This is a genomic window from Rhodococcus sp. NPDC060084, assembly GCF_042730335.1.
Classification (GTDB): Bacteria; Actinomycetota; Actinomycetes; order Mycobacteriales; family Mycobacteriaceae; genus Rhodococcus.
In genome coordinates, this window is the sequence record NZ_JBHWWX010000003.1 from 126,188 (window position 1) to 149,396 (window position 23,209).

The 23,209-nt window shown below is 67.1% G+C and carries 20 protein-coding genes; 6 read left to right on the forward strand and 14 right to left on the reverse strand.

Annotation, left to right across the window (positions count from 1 at the left end; translation table 11 throughout):
• Window positions 1-101 precede the first annotated feature (101 nt).
• On the forward strand, window positions 102-1,865 hold the full coding sequence (gene treZ, locus ACFWBU_RS03090; RefSeq protein WP_378527436.1) for a malto-oligosyltrehalose trehalohydrolase: 1,764 nt from the start codon (window positions 102-104) through the stop codon (window positions 1,863-1,865).
• A 30-nt stretch (window positions 1,866-1,895) separates the two neighbouring features.
• Here treZ and ilvA read toward each other — a convergent pair whose 3' ends face one another.
• From ilvA to ACFWBU_RS03105, 3 genes are all read right to left on the reverse strand, one after another.
• Window positions 1,896-3,206: a threonine ammonia-lyase IlvA gene (gene ilvA, locus ACFWBU_RS03095; RefSeq protein ID WP_346765066.1), complete on the reverse strand. Its 1,311-nt coding sequence runs from the start codon at window positions 3,204-3,206 to the stop codon at window positions 1,896-1,898.
• Window positions 3,207-3,333: 127 nt separating this feature from the next.
• Window positions 3,334-5,100 (reverse strand): pyruvate dehydrogenase, encoded by a 1,767-nt coding sequence (locus ACFWBU_RS03100; RefSeq protein ID WP_378527438.1) that lies wholly within the window; start codon window positions 5,098-5,100, stop codon window positions 3,334-3,336.
• Between the two features lie 4 nt (window positions 5,101-5,104).
• Window positions 5,105-5,539: a nitroreductase family deazaflavin-dependent oxidoreductase gene (locus tag ACFWBU_RS03105; protein ID WP_169620138.1), complete on the reverse strand. Its 435-nt coding sequence runs from the start codon at window positions 5,537-5,539 to the stop codon at window positions 5,105-5,107.
• Between the two features lie 115 nt (window positions 5,540-5,654).
• Between ACFWBU_RS03105 and ACFWBU_RS03110 the strand changes: the two genes are divergently transcribed.
• Complete coding sequence (locus ACFWBU_RS03110; protein ID WP_169620139.1) at window positions 5,655-5,879, forward strand: hypothetical protein; 225 nt, start codon at window positions 5,655-5,657, stop codon at window positions 5,877-5,879.
• Window positions 5,880-6,173: 294 nt separating this feature from the next.
• Here ACFWBU_RS03110 and ACFWBU_RS03115 read toward each other — a convergent pair whose 3' ends face one another.
• Window positions 6,174-7,079: an alpha/beta fold hydrolase gene (locus tag ACFWBU_RS03115; RefSeq protein ID WP_378527439.1), complete on the reverse strand. Its 906-nt coding sequence runs from the start codon at window positions 7,077-7,079 to the stop codon at window positions 6,174-6,176.
• A gap of 98 nt (window positions 7,080-7,177) precedes the next feature.
• Here ACFWBU_RS03115 and ACFWBU_RS03120 point away from each other — a divergent pair, with 98 nt between their 5' ends.
• Window positions 7,178-7,864 carry a TetR family transcriptional regulator gene (locus ACFWBU_RS03120; protein WP_169620141.1) on the forward strand — a complete coding sequence of 229 codons (687 nt, stop codon included), beginning with the start codon at window positions 7,178-7,180 and terminating at the stop codon, window positions 7,862-7,864.
• A gap of 98 nt (window positions 7,865-7,962) precedes the next feature.
• Here the strand turns inward: ACFWBU_RS03120 and ACFWBU_RS03125 are convergent, their stop codons facing one another.
• The 3 genes from ACFWBU_RS03125 to ACFWBU_RS03135 form a co-directional block, all read right to left on the reverse strand.
• Entirely contained in the window at window positions 7,963-9,201 is a 1,239-nt protein-coding gene (locus tag ACFWBU_RS03125) for an RNA polymerase sigma factor (protein WP_169653075.1), read from the reverse strand.
• On the reverse strand, window positions 9,198-9,593 hold the full coding sequence (locus tag ACFWBU_RS03130; protein WP_169620143.1) for a YciI family protein: 396 nt from the start codon (window positions 9,591-9,593) through the stop codon (window positions 9,198-9,200). The genes ACFWBU_RS03125 and ACFWBU_RS03130 overlap by 4 nt, the downstream gene beginning before the upstream one ends.
• A gap of 636 nt (window positions 9,594-10,229) precedes the next feature.
• Window positions 10,230-10,409, reverse strand: coding sequence for a hypothetical protein (locus tag ACFWBU_RS03135; RefSeq protein WP_378527440.1), 180 nt, complete (start codon window positions 10,407-10,409; stop codon window positions 10,230-10,232).
• Window positions 10,410-10,809: 400 nt separating this feature from the next.
• Here ACFWBU_RS03135 and ACFWBU_RS03140 point away from each other — a divergent pair, with 400 nt between their 5' ends.
• Together ACFWBU_RS03140 and ACFWBU_RS03145 are read left to right on the forward strand one after the other, a co-directional pair.
• On the forward strand, window positions 10,810-11,802 hold the full coding sequence (locus tag ACFWBU_RS03140) for a hypothetical protein (RefSeq protein WP_378527441.1): 993 nt from the start codon (window positions 10,810-10,812) through the stop codon (window positions 11,800-11,802).
• A complete protein-coding gene (locus tag ACFWBU_RS03145; protein ID WP_378527442.1) occupies window positions 11,799-12,791 on the forward strand; it encodes a hypothetical protein in 993 nt (330 codons plus the stop codon). Before ACFWBU_RS03140 ends, ACFWBU_RS03145 begins: the two co-directional genes overlap by 4 nt.
• Window positions 12,792-13,302: 511 nt before the next feature.
• Here the strand turns inward: ACFWBU_RS03145 and dnaE are convergent.
• From dnaE to lspA, 5 genes are read right to left on the reverse strand one after another with little or no spacing between them, the layout of a single operon-like run.
• Window positions 13,303-16,839 (reverse strand): DNA polymerase III subunit alpha, encoded by a 3,537-nt coding sequence (gene dnaE / locus ACFWBU_RS03150; protein WP_378527443.1) that lies wholly within the window; start codon window positions 16,837-16,839, stop codon window positions 13,303-13,305.
• Between the two features lie 38 nt (window positions 16,840-16,877).
• On the reverse strand, window positions 16,878-17,798 hold the full coding sequence (rarD, locus tag ACFWBU_RS03155) for an EamA family transporter RarD (protein WP_296549082.1): 921 nt from the start codon (window positions 17,796-17,798) through the stop codon (window positions 16,878-16,880).
• Between the two features lie 52 nt (window positions 17,799-17,850).
• On the reverse strand, window positions 17,851-18,498 hold the full coding sequence (locus ACFWBU_RS03160; RefSeq protein ID WP_169620149.1) for a hypothetical protein: 648 nt from the start codon (window positions 18,496-18,498) through the stop codon (window positions 17,851-17,853).
• A 3-nt stretch (window positions 18,499-18,501) separates the two neighbouring features.
• Window positions 18,502-19,410 carry an RluA family pseudouridine synthase gene (locus ACFWBU_RS03165; protein WP_206036640.1) on the reverse strand — a complete coding sequence of 303 codons (909 nt, stop codon included), beginning with the start codon at window positions 19,408-19,410 and terminating at the stop codon, window positions 18,502-18,504.
• Between the two features lie 14 nt (window positions 19,411-19,424).
• Window positions 19,425-20,039 (reverse strand): signal peptidase II, encoded by a 615-nt coding sequence (gene lspA, locus ACFWBU_RS03170; RefSeq protein ID WP_206038928.1) that lies wholly within the window; start codon window positions 20,037-20,039, stop codon window positions 19,425-19,427.
• A gap of 158 nt (window positions 20,040-20,197) precedes the next feature.
• Between lspA and ACFWBU_RS03175 the strand changes: the two genes are divergently transcribed.
• Window positions 20,198-21,154, forward strand: a complete 957-nt coding sequence (locus ACFWBU_RS03175; protein ID WP_378527444.1) for a hypothetical protein — start codon at window positions 20,198-20,200, stop codon at window positions 21,152-21,154.
• Between the two features lie 94 nt (window positions 21,155-21,248).
• On the opposite strand, the gene ACFWBU_RS03180 is transcribed toward ACFWBU_RS03175, so the two are convergent.
• Window positions 21,249-21,743, reverse strand: a complete 495-nt coding sequence (locus tag ACFWBU_RS03180; protein ID WP_169620152.1) for a hypothetical protein — start codon at window positions 21,741-21,743, stop codon at window positions 21,249-21,251.
• A 121-nt stretch (window positions 21,744-21,864) separates the two neighbouring features.
• Window positions 21,865-23,202, reverse strand: a complete 1,338-nt coding sequence (locus tag ACFWBU_RS03185) for a DNA polymerase IV (protein WP_378527445.1) — start codon at window positions 23,200-23,202, stop codon at window positions 21,865-21,867.
• Window positions 23,203-23,209: the final 7 nt, after the last annotated feature.

Consider the following 23,209-nt stretch of genomic DNA (forward strand, 5'->3'; position numbering starts at 1 on the left):
GATCACCCTAGCAGCACCGGGTGCAGCACCGACGCGCCGAAATCGGTCCCCGGCGTAGGTGAGCCGCTGCACCGCAGGCGAACACACGGCATGCTGGTGTGGTGCATACCTTCGAGGTCTGGGCCCCGATCCCATCATCAGTGCAGTTGTACGCCCACGAGGCTCTTCATCCCATGGAACGTGACAGGCGAGGGTGGTGGCGTGCCGAAGTCGACGTCCCCCCCGACGCCCGATACGGCTTCGTCCTCGACGGCGACACCGACACGGTGCTCCCGGACCCCCGCTCTCCGAGGCAACCCGACGGGGTACACGGACTGTCACAACTCCATGCCGTCGACCCCGACGGGTGGACCGACCGGTTGTGGACCGGCCGGCAACTCCCGGGCAGCGTCCTCTACGAACTTCACATCGGCACGTTCACCGAGGAGGGCACGCTCGACGCGGCGATCGACCGGCTCGACGAACTCGCCGATCTCGGCGTCGGCTTCGTCGAACTCATGCCGGTCAACGCCTTCAACGGTCCCCATGGATGGGGCTACGACGGTGTGTTGTGGTACGCGGTGCACGAGCCCTACGGCGGCCCCGCCGCACTGCAACGTTTCGTCGACGCTGCGCACGCGCGAGGTATCGCGGTGGCACTGGACGTGGTCTACAACCACCTCGGCCCGTCGGGCAACTATCTCGGCAGGTTCGGCCCGTATGTGGCGCCCGCCCCGGGCATCTGGGGCGACAGCATCAATCTGGACGGCACGGACTCCGGCGAGGTCCGCCGGTACATCCTCGACAACGCGCTCCGCTGGTTCCGGGACTTCCACATCGACGCGCTCCGGCTCGACGCGGTTCACGCCCTCCTCGACCACACCGCGACCCATCTACTCGAGGAACTGGCAGTCGAAACATTCCGTCTCTCCACGCATCTCGGACGCCCCCTGAGCCTCATCGCCGAGAGCGACCTCAACGATCCCCGCATGATCACCCCGCGCTCCGGTGGTGGGTACGGGTTGCAAGCACAGTGGGCCGACGACATCCACCATGCGATCCACACCGCCGTGTCGGGGGAACGTCAGGGCTACTACGGCGATTTCGGGTCTCTCGAATGCCTGGCGCAGACACTGGGACACGGGTTCTTCCATGCCGGAACGTATTCGACGTTCCGCGGGCGGATACACGGTCGGCCCCTCGATATCCGCCGCACGCCCGCGAGTTCACTGGTCGCCTACACGTGCACCCACGACCAGATCGGCAACCGGGCGCTCGGCGACCGGCCCGGTGCCTATCTCGACGCCGGGCAGCTTGCCGTTCGGGCTGCTCTCGTCCTCACCTCGCCATATACGCCGATGCTGTTCATGGGCGAAGAATGGGGTGCCGGTACACCGTTCCGCTACTTCACCTCGCATCCCGAACCGGAACTCGCCGCGGCGGTCGTGGAGGGCCGCCGCCGGGAGTTCGGTGAACACGGGTGGAACACCGAGGACGTTCCCAATCCGCAGGATCCGGCCACCTTCGAGGTCTCGAAACTGAACTGGGACGAGCGCACCGCACCCGAGCACGCACGACTGCTGGACTGTTACCGGGAGCTGATCGCGCTGCGCCGCGCGCGGGCAGAAGTCAGCGATCCGTGGCTCGAGCATCTCCACGTCACCTACGACGAAGAGGAACGCTGGATCACCTTGTACCGTGGGGCATTACGAGTGGTGTGCAATCTCGGACCGGATCCGGTGACGGTACCGGTCGGAGGGCGCCCCATCCTGTGGTGGGACGAACCGACCGTCAATCGCACCGAATCCGCAGTGCTCGTGCCGGGACATTCCTTCGTGATTCTCGAATCCCGTACCGGCGCGACCCGATCGGAACCGCTCGTCTGACGAGAAATCTCCGTCGGCGGGGACGCCGGCCTACGTCAGATAACGGTAGGCCGGCGACCCGGGCTCGAGCCGCTGCGCCTCGACAGGCGACGCGTCCATCCGATGAAGAAGCGACGAAAGATTCTCTGCCGCACCGAGTTCGATGCCGACCAGCGCCGCACCCGTCTCACGGTTGTTGCGCTTGACGTACTCGAACAGAGTGATGTCGTCGTCGGGGCCGAGCACCTCGTCGAGGAACCTGCGCAACGATCCGGGCTCCTGCGGGAAATCCACCAGGAAGTAGTGCTTGAGACCACGGTGCACGAGCGACCTCTCGATGATCTCGCCGTAGCGCGAGACGTCGTTGTTGCCACCGGACACCAGGCACACGACATTGGCTCCCGGCTGCACCGCGAGTGACTCGAGCGCGGTCACTGCCAGCGCGCCGGCAGGCTCCGCGATGACGCCTTCGTTCTGGTACAGCTCGAGCATGGCGGTGCAGATTGCTCCCTCGTCGACCTGCGCCAACCCGAACGGCCCGCTGCCGAGACCCTCCCGGCGCAGCGCGGCCACGAGCGGAAGGTTCGAGTGGGTGACGACCTCCGCGCCGAGACGGGAGACCACGGCGTACGGAAGATCACCGATCCGTTTGACCGCGGCGCCGTCCACGAACGGTTCGACCTCCGGCAACGTCACCGGACCACCCGCGACCAGCGCAGCGGTCATCGACGCCGCACCGGCAGGCTCGACACCGACGATGGATGTGTGCGGCGATCGTTCGCGCAGGTACGCCGCGAGTCCGGCGATGAGTCCGCCTCCGCCGACCGGCACGATCAGCACGTCGAGGTCTCCGTGCAACTGTTCCAGGATCTCCCGGGCGATGGTGCCCTGGCCGGCGGCGGTACGCGCGTCGTCGAACGGCGGGATCATCGTGGCGCCGGTCCGCGCGACGTCTGCGACGGCCGCGGCGGCCGCCGCGTCGAAGGTGTCGCCGACACCGATGAGCTCGACGAAATCACCACCGTGCGCGCGGATACGGTCGCGCTTCTGCTTCGGGGTGCGCGTCGGAACGTAGATACGGCCGGTGATTCCCATCGCGCGGCAGGCGTATGCCACACCCTGCGCATGGTTGCCGGCGCTCGCGGTGACCACCCCGGCCGCACGCTCGCTGGCGTCGAGTTGAGCCATTGCGTTGTAGGCGCCGCGCAACTTGAACGACCGCACCCGCGTGAGGTCCTCGCGTTTGAGGTAGACGTGGGCGCCGGTCAGCGCGGACAGCCGGGGGTTCGGTTCGAGGGGGGTCGGGGCGACGACCGCGGAAATTCGCTCGGCAGCCGCATCGATGTCAGCCGCGCTGGGCACGGTCGTCTCGTGTGTCGGTTCTGCTGTTCGCGCGGTGGAGGTCACCGGTCAATGCTGCCACTACCTGTGGTTGCGCGACAACGCGGGACCCCCACCCGCGCCTCTCGGACGCCACGGGACGCCCCGGTCAGGAGCCGAACTGCGACGGCCTCGGCACGTTGCGAAGGTTCGACTTCGCCATCTGCACGGCTTCGCCCACTCCCCCGTTCATGACGACTTTCGACATGGCCAGGGCGAAGCCCTTGACCTGTTCTCCGGTGATCGTCGGCGGGAGCGACAACGCTCGTGGGTCGGTGACCACATCGATCAGCGCCGGTCCCGGCTGGGCGAACGCATCCCGCAGCGCGTGCTCCACGTCGCCCGGATCTTCCACGCGGCGGGTGAAGAACCCCAGCGCGTCGGCCACCTTCGCATAGTCCACCGCCGGGACGTCGACCCCGAAGTCCGCGAGACCGTCGACCAGCATTTCGAGTTTGACCATCCCGAGGGTCGAATTGTCGAACAAGACGATCTTGATGGGAAGCCGGTGCATCGCCACCGTGATCAGTTCCCCGAGCAGCATCGCCAGTCCGCCGTCGCCGCTCACGGACACGACCTGCCGTCCGGGTGCGGCGATCTGTGCGCCGATCGCGTGCGGCAATGCGTTGGCCATCGAACCGTGCAGGGCCGACGCCAGAAATCGCCGTCGGCCGTTCGGGTTCAGGTACCGGGCGGACCACACGTTGCACATCCCGGTGTCCGCTGTGAACACCGCGTCGTCCGCTGCGACGTCGTCGAGGATCGAGGCCGCATACTCGGGATGGATGGGCTTTCGCTGGCCCACCGGTGTCGTGTACGCCCCGACGACCTTCTCCATCAGGTCGCGATGCCGCTGGAGGGTGTGTTCCAGAAATCCCCGGTCGGTCTTGCGCTGGAGCAGGGGTTGCAGGGCACGCAAGGTTGCGGCCGCGTCCCCGTGCACCGCGAGGGAAAGCTCGGTGCGGCGGCCCAGCCTCGCGGCATCGACGTCGATCTGGGCGGTCCGGACATCGGGAAGGAACTGGTCGTACGGGAAATCGGTGCCGATGAGCAGCAGCAGATCCGCACCGTGCATACCGTCGTGTGCGGCGCCGTATCCGAGCAGGCCGGTCATTCCCACGTCGAACGGGTTCTCGTACTGAATCCATTCCTTACCGCGCAGGCTGTGCCCGATCGGCGCCGCGACCGTATCGGCAAGCGCGAGCAACTCCTCGCGCGCTCCCCGCACCCCTTCGCCGGCAAAGATCGCGATCTTGTCCGCTGCGTTGACGGCCTCGGCGAGCGCATGGACGTCGGCGGGATCGGGAACGAGCGTGGGTGCGCCCGTGCGGACGAGGCGCGGTGCCGTACCAGCCACAGGCAGCGCGGCGATGTCGCCGGGCAGGATCGCCACCGCCACGCCCGGGGCTGCCAGGGCATGCGCCATCGCGCTGTGCACGACGCGCGGCGCTTGCGCGGCCGCGCCGATCAATTCGGTGTAGGCCGAGCATTCGACGAACAACCGGTCAGGGTGGGTCTCCTGGAAATAGGCCGTTCCGATCTGCGTCGACGGGATGTGGGACGCGATCGCCAGGACAGGGGCGCCCGACCGGTGGGCGTCGTACAGCCCGTTGATCAGGTGGAGGTTTCCCGGACCGCAGGAACCTGCGCACACAGCCAGTTCACCGGTGATCTGCGCGTCGGCCGACGCCGCGAACGCGGCCGCCTCCTCGTGGCGCACGTGGATCCAGTCGATGCCACCCCGGGCGGCGCCGCCGGTGCGGCGCACCGCATCGACGACCGGATTGAGGCTGTCGCCCACAATGCCGTAGATCCGGCGGACGCCGGCATCGACGAGCTGAGCCACAAGCTGGTCCGCGACGGTGCGCCCGGCCATCGTGCTAGGTCCGCTCGAGGACGAAAACGGGGATGGCACGCTCCGTCTTGGTCTGATAGTCGGCGTAGTCGGGGTACGCCTCGACCGCCCGCTCCCACCACAGCGCCTTCTCGTCACCGTGCACTTCGCGAGCGATCATGTCGTAGACCTCGGTGCCGTCGCGCAATTCGACGTGCGGATCTGCGACGACGTTGTAGTACCACACCGGATTCTTGGGAGCGCCCCCGAGCGAGGCGACGACGGCATACGTGCCGTCGTGTTCGACCCGCATCAACGGGGTCTTGCGCAGCTTGCCGGTCTTGGCACCGCGAGTTGTCAGGATCACCACAGGCCTGCCGCCGAGGGTGGTGCCCTCGGTGCCGCCCGACGACTCGTAGGTCGCGACCTGATCGGCCGCCCAGGACGAGGGGCTGGGTTCATATTCTCCGGTAAGGGGCATGCACCCAGTGAACACGTTCCCGTGATCCGCCACACGTCCGTCCGAAAGTTCGTTGACCCGAATTCTCGGATGCGACTACCCTGACAGAAGGCTTTCCCGACCCGCAGGAGGTGCGATGACGACACTCGAGTCGCCGACCCGTGACGCTGCGCGCGACAGCCACATCGACATCGCCGGTTCCGCATGGCCGATGTACAAACTCGAGGCCCTCGCAGTCGGGTTCCTGGTACTCGTGGCGCTGCTCGTCCTCACCGGCACCGCACAGACCGCGGTGCTCACTGCCGCAGCAGCCACCACGCTCGTGTGGTGGGTCCGCCGGGCGTATTACCGGCGGTCGTAACCGCCCGGACGGGACGGCTCCGAGGCGTGAACGGTGGCTGGTTGATGCGGGCAGCGTGACCTGGTACTGCGGCAACTCGAGGACGACTCCTACCTCTCCGGTCTGGTTGATGCGGCCGGAACGCACTGTGCCGATACCGAGTCAAGGACGGCTGGACCATGGCAACACTCGAGGGCATCGAGTACCGCGTGAGTATCGATGGCCTGTCCCCTCCGTGATGGCGTGCCGCTGATCATGGGTGAACAGATGCGACCGGTCGAGCCGATCTGTGCTCGAAAGAGTTCGTGGCCTCGCTCAGGTAGTGGTGTCTGCAAGTTCGCGGATTGCGGCAGCGAGTGGTTTCCATGCGTGCGCAGGCAGCTCGTGCCCGACTTCCGGGAGGATGAGCATGCGTGAGCCGGGAATCCGGGCCGTGATGGTATGCGCGGCTTCGGGTTTGATCAGAGGATCGTCCTCGCCGTGCACCACCAGTGTGGGCTGCGTGATCGCGGTGATCGGTGGCCCGCTCCACCGAGCGCCGACTTGTCGGCTCTGTGCCTGTTGGTCGTGCACGCCAGGGTCGGGATTACTTTCCAATCGTGCGCGCATTGCGGCTTCGTCGAACTCGCGCCGAGGGGACGCCACCAGTCGTGCTACCGCGAGGCCGGCCTCGATCGCGCCCTCTCGGGTATCGGGAAACCTGAGGCGCGCAAACTGAGAAAGCGTGCGCAAACGGATGTAGCGGAATGTGCGCAACCCGGCGACATCGCCCGGGACGGCCGCCACCGACGTGAGGGAACGCACTCGGTCGGGATGCCGAAGGGCGACGCGTTGCGCGAGAGCGCCACCGAGCGAGACTCCGAGCACATGCGCCGAACTCCAGCCGAGCTCGTCGATCACCGCAATTGCGTCGTCCGCCATGTCTTCGGCGGTGTAGGTCTCCCCGCGTTTGGCCAGCAGCGCGGCGATCGGGTTTCGTACGGCCGTCGGCGGCAGATGTGTCGACTCGCCGCCGTCACGCTGGTCGTACCGCACGACAGCGAAACCGTGGTCGGCCAGTTGCTCACAGAACCCGTCGGGAACCGCATGCCGATCGACACCCAGCCCCGTCGCGATCAGTAGCGGTTCTCCGCCGAGTTCCGGCCGGAATTGATCGAACGCGAGACGTACCGATCCGTTCTGTGCCCATCGCCGCGGTCCCCATTGATTGTCGAGTGCCATCCTGAACCTCCATTTATTGCGTTCACCGAACGCAGTTTTAGTATAGGTCAAGACAGGCAGCAACGAGTGGAGAGTGGCGTCGAGTGACACAGTCCGGAATGAAGCAACCGCACACGACAGTGTGGGAACGCTCGTACGGCACACGCGGTCCGGCGCCGGCGCACAGCCGCGACGATGTCGCTACCGCGGCGATGGAACTTGCAAACGAGGGGGGATTGCCGGCCGTCTCCACTCGCCGGATCGCGCAGAAACTCGGAGTGAGTCAGTCGGCTCTGTACCGCTACGTGGCGGGGCACGACGAAGTATTCGACCTCATGGTGGATGCCGCTGCCGGGGAGATCGACCTCGATGTGGCGCTGCGCGGCGAGGCGATCGACGACCTCACCGCCCTCGCGGCTCGCGCGAAGGGCGTTCACGTGAAATACCCGTGGCTGCTTGATATTCCGGTCGAGTCGATGCGCGTCGGCCCTCGCGGAATCGACTTTCTCGAGTATGCGCTCCGGGCCATGGCGGCGGTCGACGCGACGGGGGCGGTGAAGCTTCAGGTGGTGGCCGTTCTGAACACCCTTGTCCAGCAGTTCGCTCGTGCCGAGGTCGGTGGTGGAACGGCAAGTCGGGAGCGTCGATCCTCTCAGGTGATGTACTTGCACAAAACGGCCGCGGTTGGCGATCATCCGTATCTTGCAGCTGCGCTCCATATTTCGGATCCCGGCGCCGACCAGCCCGGTGACATGTTCGAGCCTGTGGTGCGCCGAGTCCTCGGCGGCATGCTGATGCCGGAGTGACTGCGACGTGGTGGTGTGGCCTCTAATAGAGGCAGGCCGCGTCGGAGCAGTTGCCCGTCGCAGGTGGATGCGTGCCGGCAGCAGAACGCAGGGGGTTGTTACTCGATCGCGTCAGCCTGTACACGGGTGATCTGGCTGTTGAGGAAGCGCTGTTCGGGAATGTTTGTGCACAGCCTGCTCGCGGTCCTGAACGCCTCCAGCGCATCTTCCCGGCGACCGCAGGCTTCAAGGAGGGGAGCCCGTACTGCGTGCAGGCGGTGACTTCCGCTCATACGCGGATCGTCGAGGAGCGGTTCCACCATGCTCAACGCGCTCACCGGCCCCTGTGTTTCGCTGACGGCCACCGCGTAGTTCAAGGTGACGGCCGGCGACGGGGCGACATGGGCGAGCATGGCGTACAGCTCTGCGATCTGCTCCCAATCGGTGTCCTCCCAGCCGGGAGCCTCCGCGTGCACCGCCGAGATCGCGGCCTGTAGCTGGTAGGCGCCCACCGGACCGGTGGGCAGTGCATGTTCGATGAGGTCGATCCCCTCGGCTATCACTTCCCGATCCCACAGGGAGCGGTCTTGATCCCTGAGTGGTATCAGGTCGCCGCGTACCGTGATGCGCGCAGGCCGACGCGCTTCGCTGAGCAGCATCAGTGCGAGCAGCCCCGCCGTCTCCGGCTCATCGCGGAACCCCTTGTACAGGAGGCGCGCCAAGCGGATCGCCTCGGTCGTGACCGCAGCGTCGAGCAGTTGTTTCCCGTCAGCGCGGCTGTGTCCGGCGGTGTACATCAGGTACAGCGCGTGCATCAGAGCTGGAAGTCGCTCTTTCGGCGATGCGGGTGGCGGGAATCGTCTGCGGTGCAGATCGATGGCCGCCTTGGCTCGACTGATTCGCTGACCGGCGGTGGAGGACGGAATAATGTGTACGGCGGCGATCTGCTTGGTGGTGAGCCCGAGCACCGTCCTCAAGGCGAGCGTCACCTGTGACTCCGGCGTCAGCGCTGGATGGCAGCACAGGGTCAGGACTTCCAGGGAAGCATCCTGGTTCTCGACCATCGATTCAGCCTCGACCGCGTGATAGGGCTGGTCCGACGTAAAGACGTGTCGTTCGCGATCTCGTCGCGCAGCGTCCTGGCGTCGGGCATCGATGAGGCGTCGCGATGCCACGCGCAGCAGCCAGCCTCGGGGTTTCTCCGGCACGCCTCTCGCGGGCCACTGACGGGATGCCTCGATCAGGGCCTCCTGCACGGCGTCCTCGCAGGCGGCGAAGTCGCCATACCTCCTGACGAGCGCAGCGAGGATGTGTGGCGTCTCGCGCCGCCACACATCCTCGCCGACCGTGGCAGTCATTCGCTGCTATCGCCTCCGGGCCACATGACGGGCCGCAGTTCGACGGTCTCACCCGGCCCGGCGAACCTTGCGACAATCTCCTCGGCGCGACTCGGTGAGTCGACGTCGATCATGAAAAAGCCGGCCAGGTGCTCCTTGCTCTCCGCGTAAGGTCCGTCGCTGGAGGTGGGTTCCCCGGCCTGCCAACGGTACAGCTTCGATGCGGCTGGATCTCCGAGCGCTTCGCCGCCGAGCAACTCGCCACTCTCCTGCATCTGACCGAGCAGGGACTCGAAGTCGGCGTTCATCCTCTCGCGCTGTGCCTGCGGCAGCGCCTGGTGCTCTGCCAGGTAGTCACCGGTCGGGTGGCCCCAGGGCTGGGGATTCGAGTGGATAAGGATCACGTACTTCATCGGTCTGCCTTCCGTCGAGAGCCGCCTCCCGGCCCTTCTAGTGTGACATCGGAGCCGGTCGATCATCTTCGACACGATCCGAAAATCGAGTCGCATCAGACGGTCTCTGCAGATGAGTGCACTTGTCAGCAGACCCCAGGGCGAACCCATGACGGGCAACCGTCCGCTGCTTCGCGCGCTGTCGAGGCAGGTGGAGCGAGTTCCCCACAATGCTCGTCGGACTGTCGGAGAGCGAGCTCCGCCAATCCGCCGTGCAGTCGGGGTGGTCTCCACTCGGCATGAGCGTCCATGTACGAGAGGGAGTGCGCTTCTTTCTGGACGAGATCATGCTCGGCAACTCTCCCAACTACTCCGTACCTGGCGACTTCGAAGTCGATCCCGGCCTCAACGGCACTGAGGTGCTGGCGGTTCGAGCGCGTCACCACATCCGCGCTCAAGGGGTGTTGTGCATCTCCTCGGGGAGACCAGCTGTCATCTCGGACACCTCAACATTGCCCGCGAAGTCATCGATGGGGCAACTTGGGATTTGGAGATAGGAACCGATGACCTCGACACAAGTGCCGTCGACGAGATGGCGTTGGTGTCGGCTCGCGTGACAGGCCACCGCGAGAGCAACCCATAGCGACTCCTTGCTGGTCACGCCGCTTCAGGACTGGCAGCCGGTGGCACCCAACCCTTGGCGTAGGTGTCGACGTATTCCTGTCCTGTTCGGGACCGGATCGCGGCCATCACGGCGTCAGTGGCTGCGCGTACGTCGTCGACGCCGGCTCTCCGATAGACGGACAGATCCAGCGGTTCGAGGGCCTCGACCACCATCCGACGACGCCACCACGGCACGCTGCGATCGGGCGTGGTTCCAGTGATCGCGACCGGAACGAGAGGTGCTCCGGTTGGTTCAACAGTCGACGACCACGCCGGACCCGGCAGAGGTGGCCGCCGCCCTGTGGGTGGGCATCCACGGAATCGCAGTCCTGTCATCGACAGGGTCACTCGAGCTAGCCACGTCTGGGGTGAGTACCAACGAACCGATCGACCGCGTCGTGCACAACAACCTCCGCTGATCCGGCAATGCATCTGGCGTCTAAACGCAGCGTCGGAGCCAGCGCCTACTAACCCCTGCGTCACCGCTCCGTCCCTAGGGATTTGCTGAGCGATACAAGCTAAGACAGGTATTTTCATCTATGCTTGTATCCTCAGGCAGAGGGGGTGAACCAGCATGAAAGAGACAGCACAGCTCCTCACCAACGCGGTAGAACTGCTGCGCCGAGCCGGCATCCGCATCGCGTCGGGCTCCCTGCACGAGCTGGACCTGACGCTTCCCGACGGCCGTACGCGGTCCACCATCGTGCGAGTGCGGCGGCGTCCCCCCACCCCACACACGCTCACCGCCCTTCGCAAAACTCCGATCCCGGCTCGCCACCTGCTGATCGTCACACCACACGCCACCTCGCACCTGCGCACTCTCGCCTTGGATGGCGAAGTCGACGTGATCGCCCCCGGTGAGAATCTGATCGTGCTCGGTGGCACCCGCTACCCGGTGGCACCCGAATCCGCCCCCCGGCCCGCGTCCGCCGGGCACCCGGCCCGCGGCCGCAAACCGTGGACCCGCTGGGCGATCGAACGGTTGCTCCTGTTGACCGACCAGCCGATGCCCCAACGAGAACTCGCAGCGACTTTGGACGTCACCCAGCAGGCGGTGTCGCTGGCGCTGCAACAGTGCCCTCACGTGCACCGGACCCCCGCGGGCTGGGTCGCCGACTCCCGCGAGGCACTGCTCGAGGACTATCTTGCCGACTATCCCGGCCCGGGCGGTGCGACGACGTACTGGTACGGCGCGGACCCGGTTCTCGCCCAAGCGGCCACCGCGGTGGAGTTCTGCACCGACCGGGGTGTCACCGCCCTCCTCAGTGGGGATGCGGCCGCGGACGTGTACGCACCGTGGCGTCTACCGGCCCAGGCCGTGCTCTATGTCCCGGAGTTCGTCGACGTGGCCACGGCCGGGTTCGGTCCCGCCTCCGCAGAGGCCCATACGCTGGCGGTCACCGTGCCGGCGGATCCGACACTGTGGCGCACCGCCGCCGCAGCGGGCGAACCGGCACTGCTGGCCGATCCGCTGATCGCCGTGCACGATGTGCTCCACAGTTCCGGTGCCGACGCACACGAGGCCGCCGAGCACCTGCTCGCCGCGATCAAGAAGGGTGCACTGTGATAGAGGTCGAAGTCCTTGCCGCATCGAACGCGGCCGATCGCGGGCTGCGCGCCCTCGCCGATCTCGCGGCGGCGGCCTACGGCAGCAACTATCGGGTGATCGGCGGGCACATGGTGCACCTGCTCAACCGGATCTATCCGACGACCGATTCGCTCGCTCGGGTGACCGCCGACGCGGACGCCGGCATGGAGACCGTCGCGGCTGCCGACAGCGCTCTGCACGACGCGCTCGTCGAGCGCGGATACCGGCTGGTGACGGGAAATCACTACGAAGCGCCCTCCGGCTCGGCGACTCCACTGTCGGTGGACCTGCTGGTCCCCGGCACCAGCGGACGCCCGTTGGCGAAGATCGAGTACGGCGGCCGAGGATTCGACGCGATTCCCGGCCTGAATCTCGCGCTCGCCACCGACGCGCTCGACGTGCGGGTCCGCGCACGCCTGACCACCTCCGAGACGTTGCTGTTCGAGGTGCCGGTCCCCGACGTCGAGCAGGCGGTCGTGCTCAAAGCGCTTGCCTGGCGCAGCCGCCTCGCACCGAAGGACGTCACGGATCTGTGCGCCCTGTTGGTCATCGCCCACGAGTATCGGGATCGGCTCCCCGAGTGGAAGCTCGACACTCCACACAAGGGTGCCCGTGGCGATGCGGCCAAGGCACTGTTCGCTCTGGTGTCGATGATCGACCGACGCCGCCCGGTCGACGGCCTCACGATCGCGCCGGGCCGTCTCGCCGCTCTCATCCGCACACACGTCGCCGACCCCGATGTGAACCCAAACCGACCGGGTAGCCGCAACGAGGCCGGGGTCGAGGTCGCACCCGATCGCAGCGGACGCGACGCCCTGCTGTCCGCACTGGCTGCCGCTGCGGCAGCGCATGCGCAGCAGCCGCGGTCTGCCCGAACCAGCGAGCCACGCATGGGCGGTCACTCATCTTCTGGTCTCGAATCCGCACCCGATCCTGCACGCAGAGTCAATCCAGAACCGGGCGCGTAAGCAGTCGAGAAGGGCTGCAACGCTATCCGGTTTTCGGGGTCGGCGGGCTCGCCTGATATGGCTGCACTCGACGATGCTGTCGTTGACCGCGGCCGGCACCGTGTCGTCGGTTCGTACAGGTCGATGCGGTCGAGGGCATCGGCGACGCCGCTGGGAGCAGCGATGATCCCGATCAGGAATCGGGTGTTGACGCGCAGTCTCACGTACGGCGAGCTTTCGCCGGGTCGGTGGGTGGCGCACACGAGACCCCGCAGTGCGGCTGCGCGGCGATCTTCTGTGGCAGCGGTGCCGGATTCGGCGGGGGCTGCCGAATCGCCCACTGTCGACAACTACCCCGCTACCGGGGCCTTCGAGCGCGAGGGCCTTCTCGTCTATCCCGAGCCACCAGCGCATCGCGCAGCTCGGTGTAGGGGTTGCGCGGCTCGGGCCCGACTCCGGCTTTGCGGTGTGCCGCGGTCGCGGAACAACAGCTGGAACACCCCGACCCCGGAGCCCGGTGCCGAGTCCCCGGTCAGGTCGCCAGACAGCTGGGACCGAGCAGCGCCTTCAGGTCACCCATCAGCGCGGACGAGGGTTCGACGCGCAGGCTGTCGTCGAGTCGGAGCACCGTGACCTTGCTCCCCGTGATCAGTCGCACGTTCACATCGGCCGTCCCCGGATGCCTCGTGAGCACATTCTTCAGCGCCCCGACCTTGTCGGGAGTGCACAGCCGTGTCGGCATCGACACCGACACCGGTTTCGCGACCCCGATCTGGGACAGGTCGGGTACGGCGAGGTCGTTGGCGATCAACGAGATGCGGTCGTCGCGGACGGAGACCCGCGCCTTGACGAGCACCACCGAGTCCTCGACGACGTCCATGCCGTAGACGGCGTAGGCCTGCGGGAAGAAGAGCACCTCGATGCCGCCGGTGAGGTCTTCGAGCTGAGCCGACGCCCACGCGAGACCGTTCTTGTTGATGCGCCGGTTCACCGACGCGAGGATGCCGCCGACGGTGACCTGCGTACCGTCCTTGAACCCGCCCTCGAGGATCGCCGGAATGTGCGTGTCGGATTGGGCGGCGAGTACGTGCTCGACACCGTTGAGGGGATGCCCCGAGACGTAGAGACCGAGCATCTCGCGTTCGAGCGCGAGACGATGCTTGCTGTCCCACTCCTCGTCGGGGATCTTCACGTTGAACACCGACGCGACCGACTCGTCGGCGTCGGCGCCGCCGAACAGGTCGAACTGGCCGATGGCCTCGGCCTTCTTGGTGCTCATCACCGCGTCGATCGCGTCGGCGTGCACGAGCATCAATCCCTTACGGGGATGCCCGAGCGAATCGAAACCGCCTGCCTTGATGAGAGATTCGGTGACCTTCTTCGAGCAGGCGACCGTGTCGATCTTGTCGAGGTAGTCGGAGAAGTCGGTGAACCTCCCCTTCTCCTCACGGGCCTTGATGATCGATGCCACGACGTTGGTGCCCACGTTGCGCACCGCGCCGAGCCCGAACCGGATGTCCTCACCCACCGACATGAAGTTGGTGTGCGACTCGTTGACGTCGGGGGGCAGCACGGTGATGCCCATCTTGCGGCAGTCGGACAGGTAGATCGCGGCCTTGTCCTTGTCGTCGCCGACCGAGGTGAGCAGACCCGCCATGTACTCGGCGGGGTAGTTCGCCTTCAGGTACGCCGTCCAGAAGGAGACGAGACCGTAGCCGGCTGCGTGCGACTTGTTGAACGCGTAACCCGCGAACGGGAGGATCGTGTCCCACAGGGCCTTGATCGCCGGCTCGGAGAAGCCGTTCTTCAGCATGCCTTCCCGGAAGCCCGCATACGCTTCCTCGAGCACCGAGAGCTTCTTCTTACCCATGGCGCGCCGGAGGATGTCGGCCTGCCCGAGCGAATAACCGGCCACCTTCTGAGCGATCTGCATGATCTGCTCCTGGTAGACGATCAGACCGTAGGTGTCGGAGAGGATCTCCTTGAGCGGTTCCTCGAGCTCGGGATGAATCGGGGTGACCTGCTGCCGGCCGTTCTTACGGTCGGCGTAGTCGTTGTGGGCGTTCATGCCCATCGGGCCGGGGCGATACAACGCCAGGACGGCGACGATGTCCTCGAAGCCGGTGGGCTGCATGCGGCGCAGCAGATCGCGCATGGCGCTGCCGTCGAGCTGGAACACGCCGAGGGTGTCGCCGCGCGCGAGGAGTTCGTAGGTCGCCGGGTCTTCGAGCGGAAGAGTGTCGAGATCGAGATCGATCCCGCGGTTGACCTTGATGTTCTCGATCGCGTCACCGATCACGGTGAGGTTGCGCAGCCCGAGGAAGTCCATCTTCAGCAGGCCGATGGCCTCGCACGACGGGTAGTCCCAGCCGGTGATGATCGCGCCGTCCTGCGCACGCTTCCACAGCGGGATCGCGTCCATCAGCGGCTCGGACGACATGATCACCGCGCAGGCGTGCACGCCCGCGTTACGGATCAGGCCTTCGAGGCCTTTCGCGGTCTCGTAGATCTTCCGCACGTCGGGGTTCGAGTCGATCAGCGCGCGCACCTCGACGGCTTCCTTGTACCGCTCGTGGCTCGGATCGGTGATGCCGGACACCGAGATGTCCTTCGCCATGATCGGCGGCGGCAGCGCCTTGGTGATCTGGTCCGCGATGGCGAAGCCGGGCTGCCCGAACTGCACTCGGGCGGAGTCCTTGATCGCGGCTTTGGTCTTGATGGTGCCGAACGTGATGACCTGCGCCACCTTGTCGGTGCCCCACTTCTCCGAGGCGTACCGCACCATCTCGCCGCGGCGGCGGTCGTCGAAGTCGATATCGATATCGGGCATCGACACGCGCTCGGGGTTGAGGAATCGCTCGAAGAGCAGTCCGTGCGGGATGGGATCGATGTTGGTGATGCCCATCGCGTAGGCGACGAGCGAACCCGCGGCCGAACCACGACCGGGTCCGACCCGGATACCGACCTCCCGAGCGTGATTGATCAGGTCGCCGACGACGAGGAAGTAGGCCGGGAAGCCCATCTCGTTGATGACGCCGATCTCGTAGTCGGCGCGTGCGAGGTACTCCTGCGGCGGGCCGGACGGGAACCTGCGGTCGAGTCCGCGCATCACCTCGTGGCGCAGGAAGCTCTCCTGGGTGTGGCCTTCGGGCACCGGGAAGATCGGCATGCGGTCGCGGTGGGTCCACACGTCGTCGTACGGCTGCACGCGTTCGCCGATCAGCACCGAGTTGTCGCACGCGCCGGGCACCTCGGCGTCCCAGATGGCGCGCATCTCGTCGGCGGACTTGAGGTAGTAGCCGTCACCGTCGAACTTGAACCGGGTGGGATCGGAGAGCGTCTTGCCGGTCTGGATGCACAGCAGCGCTTCGTGGTTCTCCGCGGCGTCCTTGGTCACGTAGTGGCAGTCGTTGGTGGCCAGCGGCGGGATACCGAGCTTGTTGCCGATCTCGAGCAGGCCCTCACGGACCCGGCGTTCGATGGACAGACCGTGATCCATCAGTTCGAGGAAGAAGTTGTCCTTGCCCCAGATCTCCTGCCACTTCGCTGCGGCCTCGAGGGCCTCGCGGTCGTGGCCGAGCCGCAGGCGGGTCTGGATCTCGCCCGACGGACAGCCGGTGGTGGCGATGATGCCCTCGGCGTGCGACGCGATGAGTTCTTCGTCCATGCGCGCCCACTTGCCCAACTGGCCCTCGATCGAGGCCAGGGAGGACAACTTGAACAGGTTCCGCAGGCCGGTGGCGTTCTCCGCGACCATCGTCATGTGGGTATAGGCACCCGAGCCGGAGACGTCGTCGGACTTCTGGCTCGGGTCGCCCCACTTGACACGCTTGGTGTCGAAGCGGGAGCCGGGCGCGACGTATGCCTCGATACCGATGATGGGCTTGATGTCGTACTTCTTGGCGACGTTGTAGAACTCGCTGGCGCCGTACATGTTTCCGTGGTCGGTCATGCCGACGGCCGTCATCCCCAGCCGCTGCGCCTCGGCGAACAACGGGCCGACCTTGGCGGCGCCGTCGAGCATCGAGTACTCGGTGTGGTTGTGCAGATGAACGAACGAGTCAGCCACGCGTGCCTCTCCCGGGATGTCTGTGGGCACCGACGAGTCTAAGCCGAGCTACCGACAGCCTTGACCGCGGCGCGCCCACGACGCGACCGGATCAGCGCGTCGGTGCTGTACACCACAAGCGCCACCCAGATCAGGACGAAACCGATCCACCGCGACGCCGGCATGTCCTCGTGGAGCACGAGTACCCCCCACGCCATCTGCAGGCTGGGCGTCAGGTACTGCAACATCCCCAGCGTAGCCAGCGGAACGCGTTGGGCGGCAGCCCCGAACAACAGCAACGGCACGGCGGTGACCACCCCGGCGGACATCAGCAAAGCGGTGTGACCCGCGCCGAAACCGATGAAGGTGCCGGTCCCCGTCACAGCGAGAAAGATCACGTATCCCAGCGCGAACGGAGCCGCGACCACGCCCTCCCCCGCCAGCGATGTCCTCGGGTCGAGTGGCACGACCTTCTTGATCACTCCGTACAACGCGAACGACAGCGCCAGCGTCAGCGCCAGGACCGGGGGCCGCCCGTAGTCGACGGTGATGACCAGGACCGCACACACCGCGAGCACGAGCGCAGCGATCTGGGCCGGCCGCAGCCGCTCGCGGAAGAACAGCACGCCGAACAGCACGCTCACGAGCGGATTGATGAAGTACCCCAGTGCGGTTTCGACGACGCGCCCCGACGTGACCCCGTAGATGTAGGTGCCCCAGTTGACCGCGATCGCCGCCGAGGCCGCCGCGACGAGTGCCCAGGTGCGCAGGGACAGGCCGCGCAGCGAACCGAGCCTGCCCATCACGGCGAGCACGACGACCATGAGCACGAGCGTCCACAGCACCCGGTGCGCGAGGATCTCGATGGCACCGGCCGGCGCGAGAAGCCCGAAGAAGGCGGGAAAAAGCCCCCAGGACAGGTATGCGCCGAGGCCGCACAGCACGCCTGTGCGCAGAACGGGAGCGGTCGGGCGGTTCACGAGGACACCGTACGGCTGCGACGATCCCGGCTCACGCCGAGGGCGGACGATCTCAGGGTTCGGCGTCGTCCGGGCCGGGCACGACGGTCTCGGCATGCTCGGGCAGCAGCGGGATCAGGGAGAAACGTCCCGCGACGGCATCGGACGGGAGTACTTCCACCGCGCGTACTGCCGGGTCGTCGGCGGCGGCACGCAACTGTGCGGCGGTGCCCCGCACCGCGACGCCGACGACGCAGGCACAGCCCGCGGCCAGCCGGTCCGCTGACACCGCCGCGATCCGCGCGGCCCGGTCGGGACCGGACGACTGGAGACGCAACCGTCCCGCCGCCACGAGCGGAGCCTTGCGCAGCGCCTCCGGATGCGCCGACACGGCCACCGGGACGAGCGGCGTCTGCACTCGGTCGATCGGAACGCGAAACAACACCTGCGCGATCCGCAGTTGCCCGGGCAGAGCCGCGACGGCGGCCGTGTCGACCTCCCGCTCGAACGAGATCAGGCCCCAGTGCGGGGCGTCCGGTTCGCGTTCCGCGTCGGCAAGGCTCGCGTCGGCGCGTGCGAGATAGTCGGCGACGAGTTCACCGCTGTCCGGACCGAGGCCGTCGCTCCGTACCGAGGCGGGCCGCACGGGCGAGAGCCACCCTGCGACGAGCACGGCGAGAACGAGGACGGCGACAGCCGCCCACGGGAGCGCGCGCCTCATCGGTCAGGCGCTGCGGAGCACGTCGAGTGCGTGTTCCAGATCGGCCGGGTACTTGCTCTCGATCTCGATCCACTGCCCCTGGGTCGGGTGCGCGAACCCCAGCGACTTTGCGTGCAGCCACTGGCGCTCGAGACCGAGCCTGGCCGCGAGGCGCGGGTCGGCACCGTAGGTGAGGTCGCCGCAGCACGGGTGCCGCAACGCCGAGAAGTGCACCCGGATCTGGTGCGTGCGGCCGGTCTCGAGGTGGACGTCGAGCAGGCTCGCGGCCTGGAACGCTTCGATGGTGTCGTAGTGGGTGACGCTGGGCTTGCCGTCCGCGGCCACGGTGAATTTCCAGTCGCTGCTGCGGTGCCGGCCGATGGGTGCGTCGATGGTGCCGCTGCTCGGATCCGGGTGGCCCTGCACCAGCGCGTGGTACCGCTTGTCGATGGTGCGCTGCTTGAAGGCGCGTTTGAGCACGGTGTAGGCCCGCTCGGAGGTCGCCACGACCATCACCCCCGAAGTCCCGACGTCGAGACGGTGCACGATGCCCTGCCGTTCGTGCAGACCGGACGTGGAGATGCGGAACCCTGCGGCTGCGAGACCGCCGATGACGGTCGGCCCGGTCCACCCCACGCTCGCGTGCGCCGCCACCCCGACGGGCTTGTCGACCGCGACGATGTCGTCGTCGGCGTACAGGATTTCCATGCCCTCGACGGGCTGTGGCTCGATGGTCAGCGGACGCGGCGGCTCGGGGAGTTCGACCTCGAGCCACGACCCGGCCGAGAGACGATCGGACTTGCCGACGGGCGTCCCGTCCACGAGGACGGCGCCCTCCTCGGTGAGTGCGGCGACGGCGGTACGGGACAAACCGAGCAGGCGGGCGAGGCCGGCGTCGACACGCATCCCGTCGAGCCCGTCGGGTACAGGCATCGACCGGGTTTCCCTCACTGGCGGCTTTCCTTTCCGGTGGTGTCGGATTTCGTGGACCTGCTGCCGTTCGGCTCGATACCGAACACGGTCAGCGCGACGAGGAGGATCGCTCCGCACACGATCGCGGAGTCGGCGACGTTGAACACCGGCCACCATCCGACCGACACGAAGTCCACCACGTGACCCTGCAGCGGGCCGGGGGAACGGAAGAGGCGGTCGGTGAGGTTGCCCAGCGCCCCGCCGAGTACCAGGCCGAGGCCCAGCGCCCACCAGCGCGACTGCAGTGTCCTCCCGATCTTGATCACGCCGATGACCACGCCGATCGCGACGATGGTCAGCAGCCAGGTCATGCCCGTGGCCATGGAGAACGCGGCACCGGGATTACGGACGAGCGTGAGCGTCACCGTGTCGCCGACGATGGACACCGGATCGGCAGGATCGATGAAGCGGACGGCGAGCACCTTCGTCACGAGGTCCGCCACGTAGATCAGGAACGCGAGGACGAAGAGGGCGCGGGTCGCCCGACGACCGACCGGGGACTTCACCGCGCCGTGCAAGGGTTCCTCTGCCGCGTCGGGCAGGGGTGCCGCTACCGCCTCGGGCAGGGGGGCCGCTACCGCCTCGGGCAGGGGTGCCGCTACCGCGTCGGGCGTGGGCGTCTCCACCGCCCTCGGCACAGCGGGATCGCCCGCGGGATCGGGGCGGGAAGCTTCGTCAGTCACCTTTACATCATCCCCTACCCGCACGAGTGAGCGGTCACCCCTCCCGCCGTGGCTACCCTGGTGATGTGCCTGTGCTGTCCAGATTCCCTCACCCGAGGCCGTGTGCCCTCGCCGCCGTTCTCTCCCTCGCCGCGTTCGTCACCGGATGCGGCGATTCTTCGGAGGGCGCCCCTGCTACATCCGCGGCGACATCCTCCGAGGTGACGGTGCCCGTATCCGCGGTGACGACCACGGTGTTGGAGGCGGGCAGCGAGCCCCGCGCGGTGGTGCGGCTCGCACCTCCGGCCGACGTCGAGCAGAACGTCGTGCTGACCACCCGCTCGGAGGTGTTCCAGCAGATCGACAAAGAGCCACGTCAGGACTTCTCCACTCCCGAACTCAACCTTCCCCTCGCCGCGTCGGTGACGCAGGCGGTCTCCGACACCCAGCCGAGCACGCTCGTCGACATCGTTCTCGGCGAAGGGACGTCGCCCGATCCGATGCTCGCGTCGGCGCTCGCCGACGCTGCCGGCTCCCGGGCCGGGCTGACGGTCGCCCCGACCGGTGCGATCAGTGCACTCCGATTGGCGCCGACGGTGGAAACGGCGAACGTCGCCCGCTCCGCGATCGAGCAGGCGTTCTATCAGTCCGTGTACCGCATGGTCTCGTTCCCGGACGCCGAGATCGGCGTGGGCGCGGTGTGGCAGATCCGTCAGCAGGTGATGAGCGCCGGCGTCACGATCGACCAGGTGAGCACCGCCACGCTGGTCTCCGACGACGACGAGCGCGTCACCGTCGACGTCCGGGTCGAGCAGACACCGCAGGGCTCGGTGTGGATGCTGCCCAACGGACAGGGCCAACTCGACATCGAGCACTACACGATGGCCGGGGAAGGCAGCATGACATTCGATCCGATGCTTCCGTTGCCCGTCGAGGGGACACTCGTGCTGTCGGGCGACCAGGTCTACGTCGACCCCGACGTCACCACCCGGCTCGCGCAGTCGCAGGTCGACCGCGTGGAATGGCACTCCCCCGAGAACTGAGCGGGTCCGAACAGCGAAAAACGGTGCCCTACGCGGAAATCCGCGTAGGGCACCGTTCTGTGCCTAACCCTTGTATCAGGGTCGGGCAGGGATATCAGGGGCAGGCAGGGGTCTGCAGCTGCGCGGCCGCGACGATGCCGCAGGCGTTGTTCTTCGACAGCTTCCAGACACCGTCCTCCGCGACGAAATCGACGGTGCCGGTGGCGACCTGGTCGCCGAGCTGGGTTTCGATGCCGGCGGTGGCGGTGCCGTTCTCGTTGTCGTTGACGTCGATGATGGTGATCACCGCACCGGCCTGCTTCGCAGCGATGGCGACCTGGTCGATCAGGGTGGGATCGAGCTCGGCGCCCTGCACCAGGTCGGTCTTCTCCTCGGCGGGCACGGTCTCGTCGAACGCGCGGTCGAGCGAGGCCTGCAGTTCCTCCGGGGTCGGGACGGGCGGGTAGTCCGCAACGACCTCGGTCGTCGTGGTTGCCGTCGTGGTCTTCGCGGTGGTCTCGGTGCTACCTCCGTCATCCGAGCTGCAGGCGGACATCGTGAGGGCGGCGGCGAGCGCCACCGTGGCCACGGTGATCTTGCGAAGCTTCAACTTGTCGTCCTTCTCGTTTCTCGGTCGTGCACGAGTATTCGTGCCCGGTTCATCCGGTTGCGATCGTCCGCAACAGTACCCGGCGGTAGTAAGAACACCGTGAGGGTAGTGAGAACCCGTGTCAGTTCAAGCTCGCCAGCGGATCGGCCATCTCGAGACGCGAGTCGTCTTCAGGGAGTGTACGAGCAGGTCCCGGTCCCGTCGAGCGGGTCTCGAATCGCACGGTGACGACCCCGTGGCCCGCTCCCTGCACCCACCCGTGCCCGTATTCGGGATGGAACACATCCGTTCCCGGACGCCACCGGTCCGCGAGCACCGGCGCGATCGCCGGGAGATCCGCGTCGTCGGCGACGGTGTCCGGCGCATCGCCGTCCGACCGGTCCAGTTCCGGGAACAAGGTGTCCTGCACCGACGCCGACAATCCGGCGAAGCCGACCCCGACGAGGCGGATCGGGCCGATGTCGAGCGGGTCGAGGGAGAGCCGTTGCGCGGCCGCGGTGAGCACCTGCAGGTCTTCGGTGGCGTACGGCAGCGTCGAGGACCGGGTCAGCACCGACATGTCGGATTTCCGCAGCTTGAGCACCACCGTGCGCGCGGCACGACCGTCTTTGCACAGCCGGGTGTGCGCCGCGAGCGCACTCGCCGAGATGGCGCGTCGCAGGTCCGGGAGCGCGACGATGTCGGTGGCGTAGGTGGTTTCGGCGCTGATCTGTTTGGCTTCGGCCCGCTCCGCGACGGGCCGGTCGTCGTGCCCGCTGGCGAGCCGGTGCAGCCCCGGGCCCACGGTGGGCCCGAGGATGGACGCGGCTTCCGCGACCGGCATCGATGCGAGATCGCCGATGGTGTCGATTCCGAGCTTGCGCAGCCGCTCTTCCGAGACCGGTCCGATACCCCACAGCTTGCGGACCGGAAGACCGTGCAGCAGCGCCAATTCCTCGTCGGGTGGGACGACGAGAAGTCCGTCGGGCTTCGCGAGACCCGACCCGATCTTGGCGATCTGCTTTCCCGAACCCGCCCCGATGGAGGCAACCAGTCCGGTGCGCTCGAGCACGTGTGCGCGCAGTTCCGTGCAGAACCGCTCGACCTCGGCGGCGGACGCTCCCGCGAGCCCGGTCGGTTCGGCGAACGCTTCGTCGAGGGACAGGGTCTCGAGCACCGGCACGTGGGCACGCAAGGTCTCGAACACGACCGAACTCAGGTGGTGGTAGACCACCCCCCGCGGTGGCAGCACCACTGCCGACGCTCCGATGAGCCGGCGTGCGCGGCTCATCGGCATGGCGGAGCCTGCGCCGTACACACGAGCCTCGTAACTCGCGCCCGCGACGACCCCGCGCGCACCGAGCCCACCGACGAGCACCGGCCGACCCCGAAGGGTCGGCCGGGTCAGTTGCTCGGCGGACGCGAAGAACGCGTCGAGGTCCAGGTGCAGAACCCAGCGCCGACTCACGGAGGCGGGCACGTCTCCA

Excerpts from the sequence above, each read along its gene's own strand:
- ACFWBU_RS03135 (WP_378527440.1), bottom strand. The coding sequence starts at position 10,409 with ATGGTGGTCGAGGCCCTCGAACCGCTGGATCTGTCCGTCTATCGGAGA.
- ACFWBU_RS03140 (WP_378527441.1), top strand. The coding sequence starts at position 10,810 with ATGAAAGAGACAGCACAGCTCCTCACCAACGCGGTAGAACTGCTGCGC.
- ACFWBU_RS03110 (WP_169620139.1), top strand. The coding sequence starts at position 5,655 with ATGACGACACTCGAGTCGCCGACCCGTGACGCTGCGCGCGACAGCCAC.
- ACFWBU_RS03130 (WP_169620143.1), bottom strand. The coding sequence starts at position 9,593 with ATGAAGTACGTGATCCTTATCCACTCGAATCCCCAGCCCTGGGGCCAC.
- ACFWBU_RS03105 (WP_169620138.1), bottom strand. The coding sequence starts at position 5,539 with ATGCCCCTTACCGGAGAATATGAACCCAGCCCCTCGTCCTGGGCGGCC.
- ACFWBU_RS03160 (WP_169620149.1), bottom strand. The coding sequence starts at position 18,498 with ATGAGGCGCGCGCTCCCGTGGGCGGCTGTCGCCGTCCTCGTTCTCGCC.
- ACFWBU_RS03165 (WP_206036640.1), bottom strand. The coding sequence starts at position 19,410 with ATGCCTGTACCCGACGGGCTCGACGGGATGCGTGTCGACGCCGGCCTC.
- ACFWBU_RS03115 (WP_378527439.1), bottom strand. The coding sequence starts at position 7,079 with ATGGCACTCGACAATCAATGGGGACCGCGGCGATGGGCACAGAACGGA.
- ACFWBU_RS03120 (WP_169620141.1), top strand. The coding sequence starts at position 7,178 with ATGAAGCAACCGCACACGACAGTGTGGGAACGCTCGTACGGCACACGC.
- ACFWBU_RS03125 (WP_169653075.1), bottom strand. The coding sequence starts at position 9,201 with ATGACTGCCACGGTCGGCGAGGATGTGTGGCGGCGCGAGACGCCACAC.
- ACFWBU_RS03100 (WP_378527438.1), bottom strand. The coding sequence starts at position 5,100 with ATGGCCGGGCGCACCGTCGCGGACCAGCTTGTGGCTCAGCTCGTCGAT.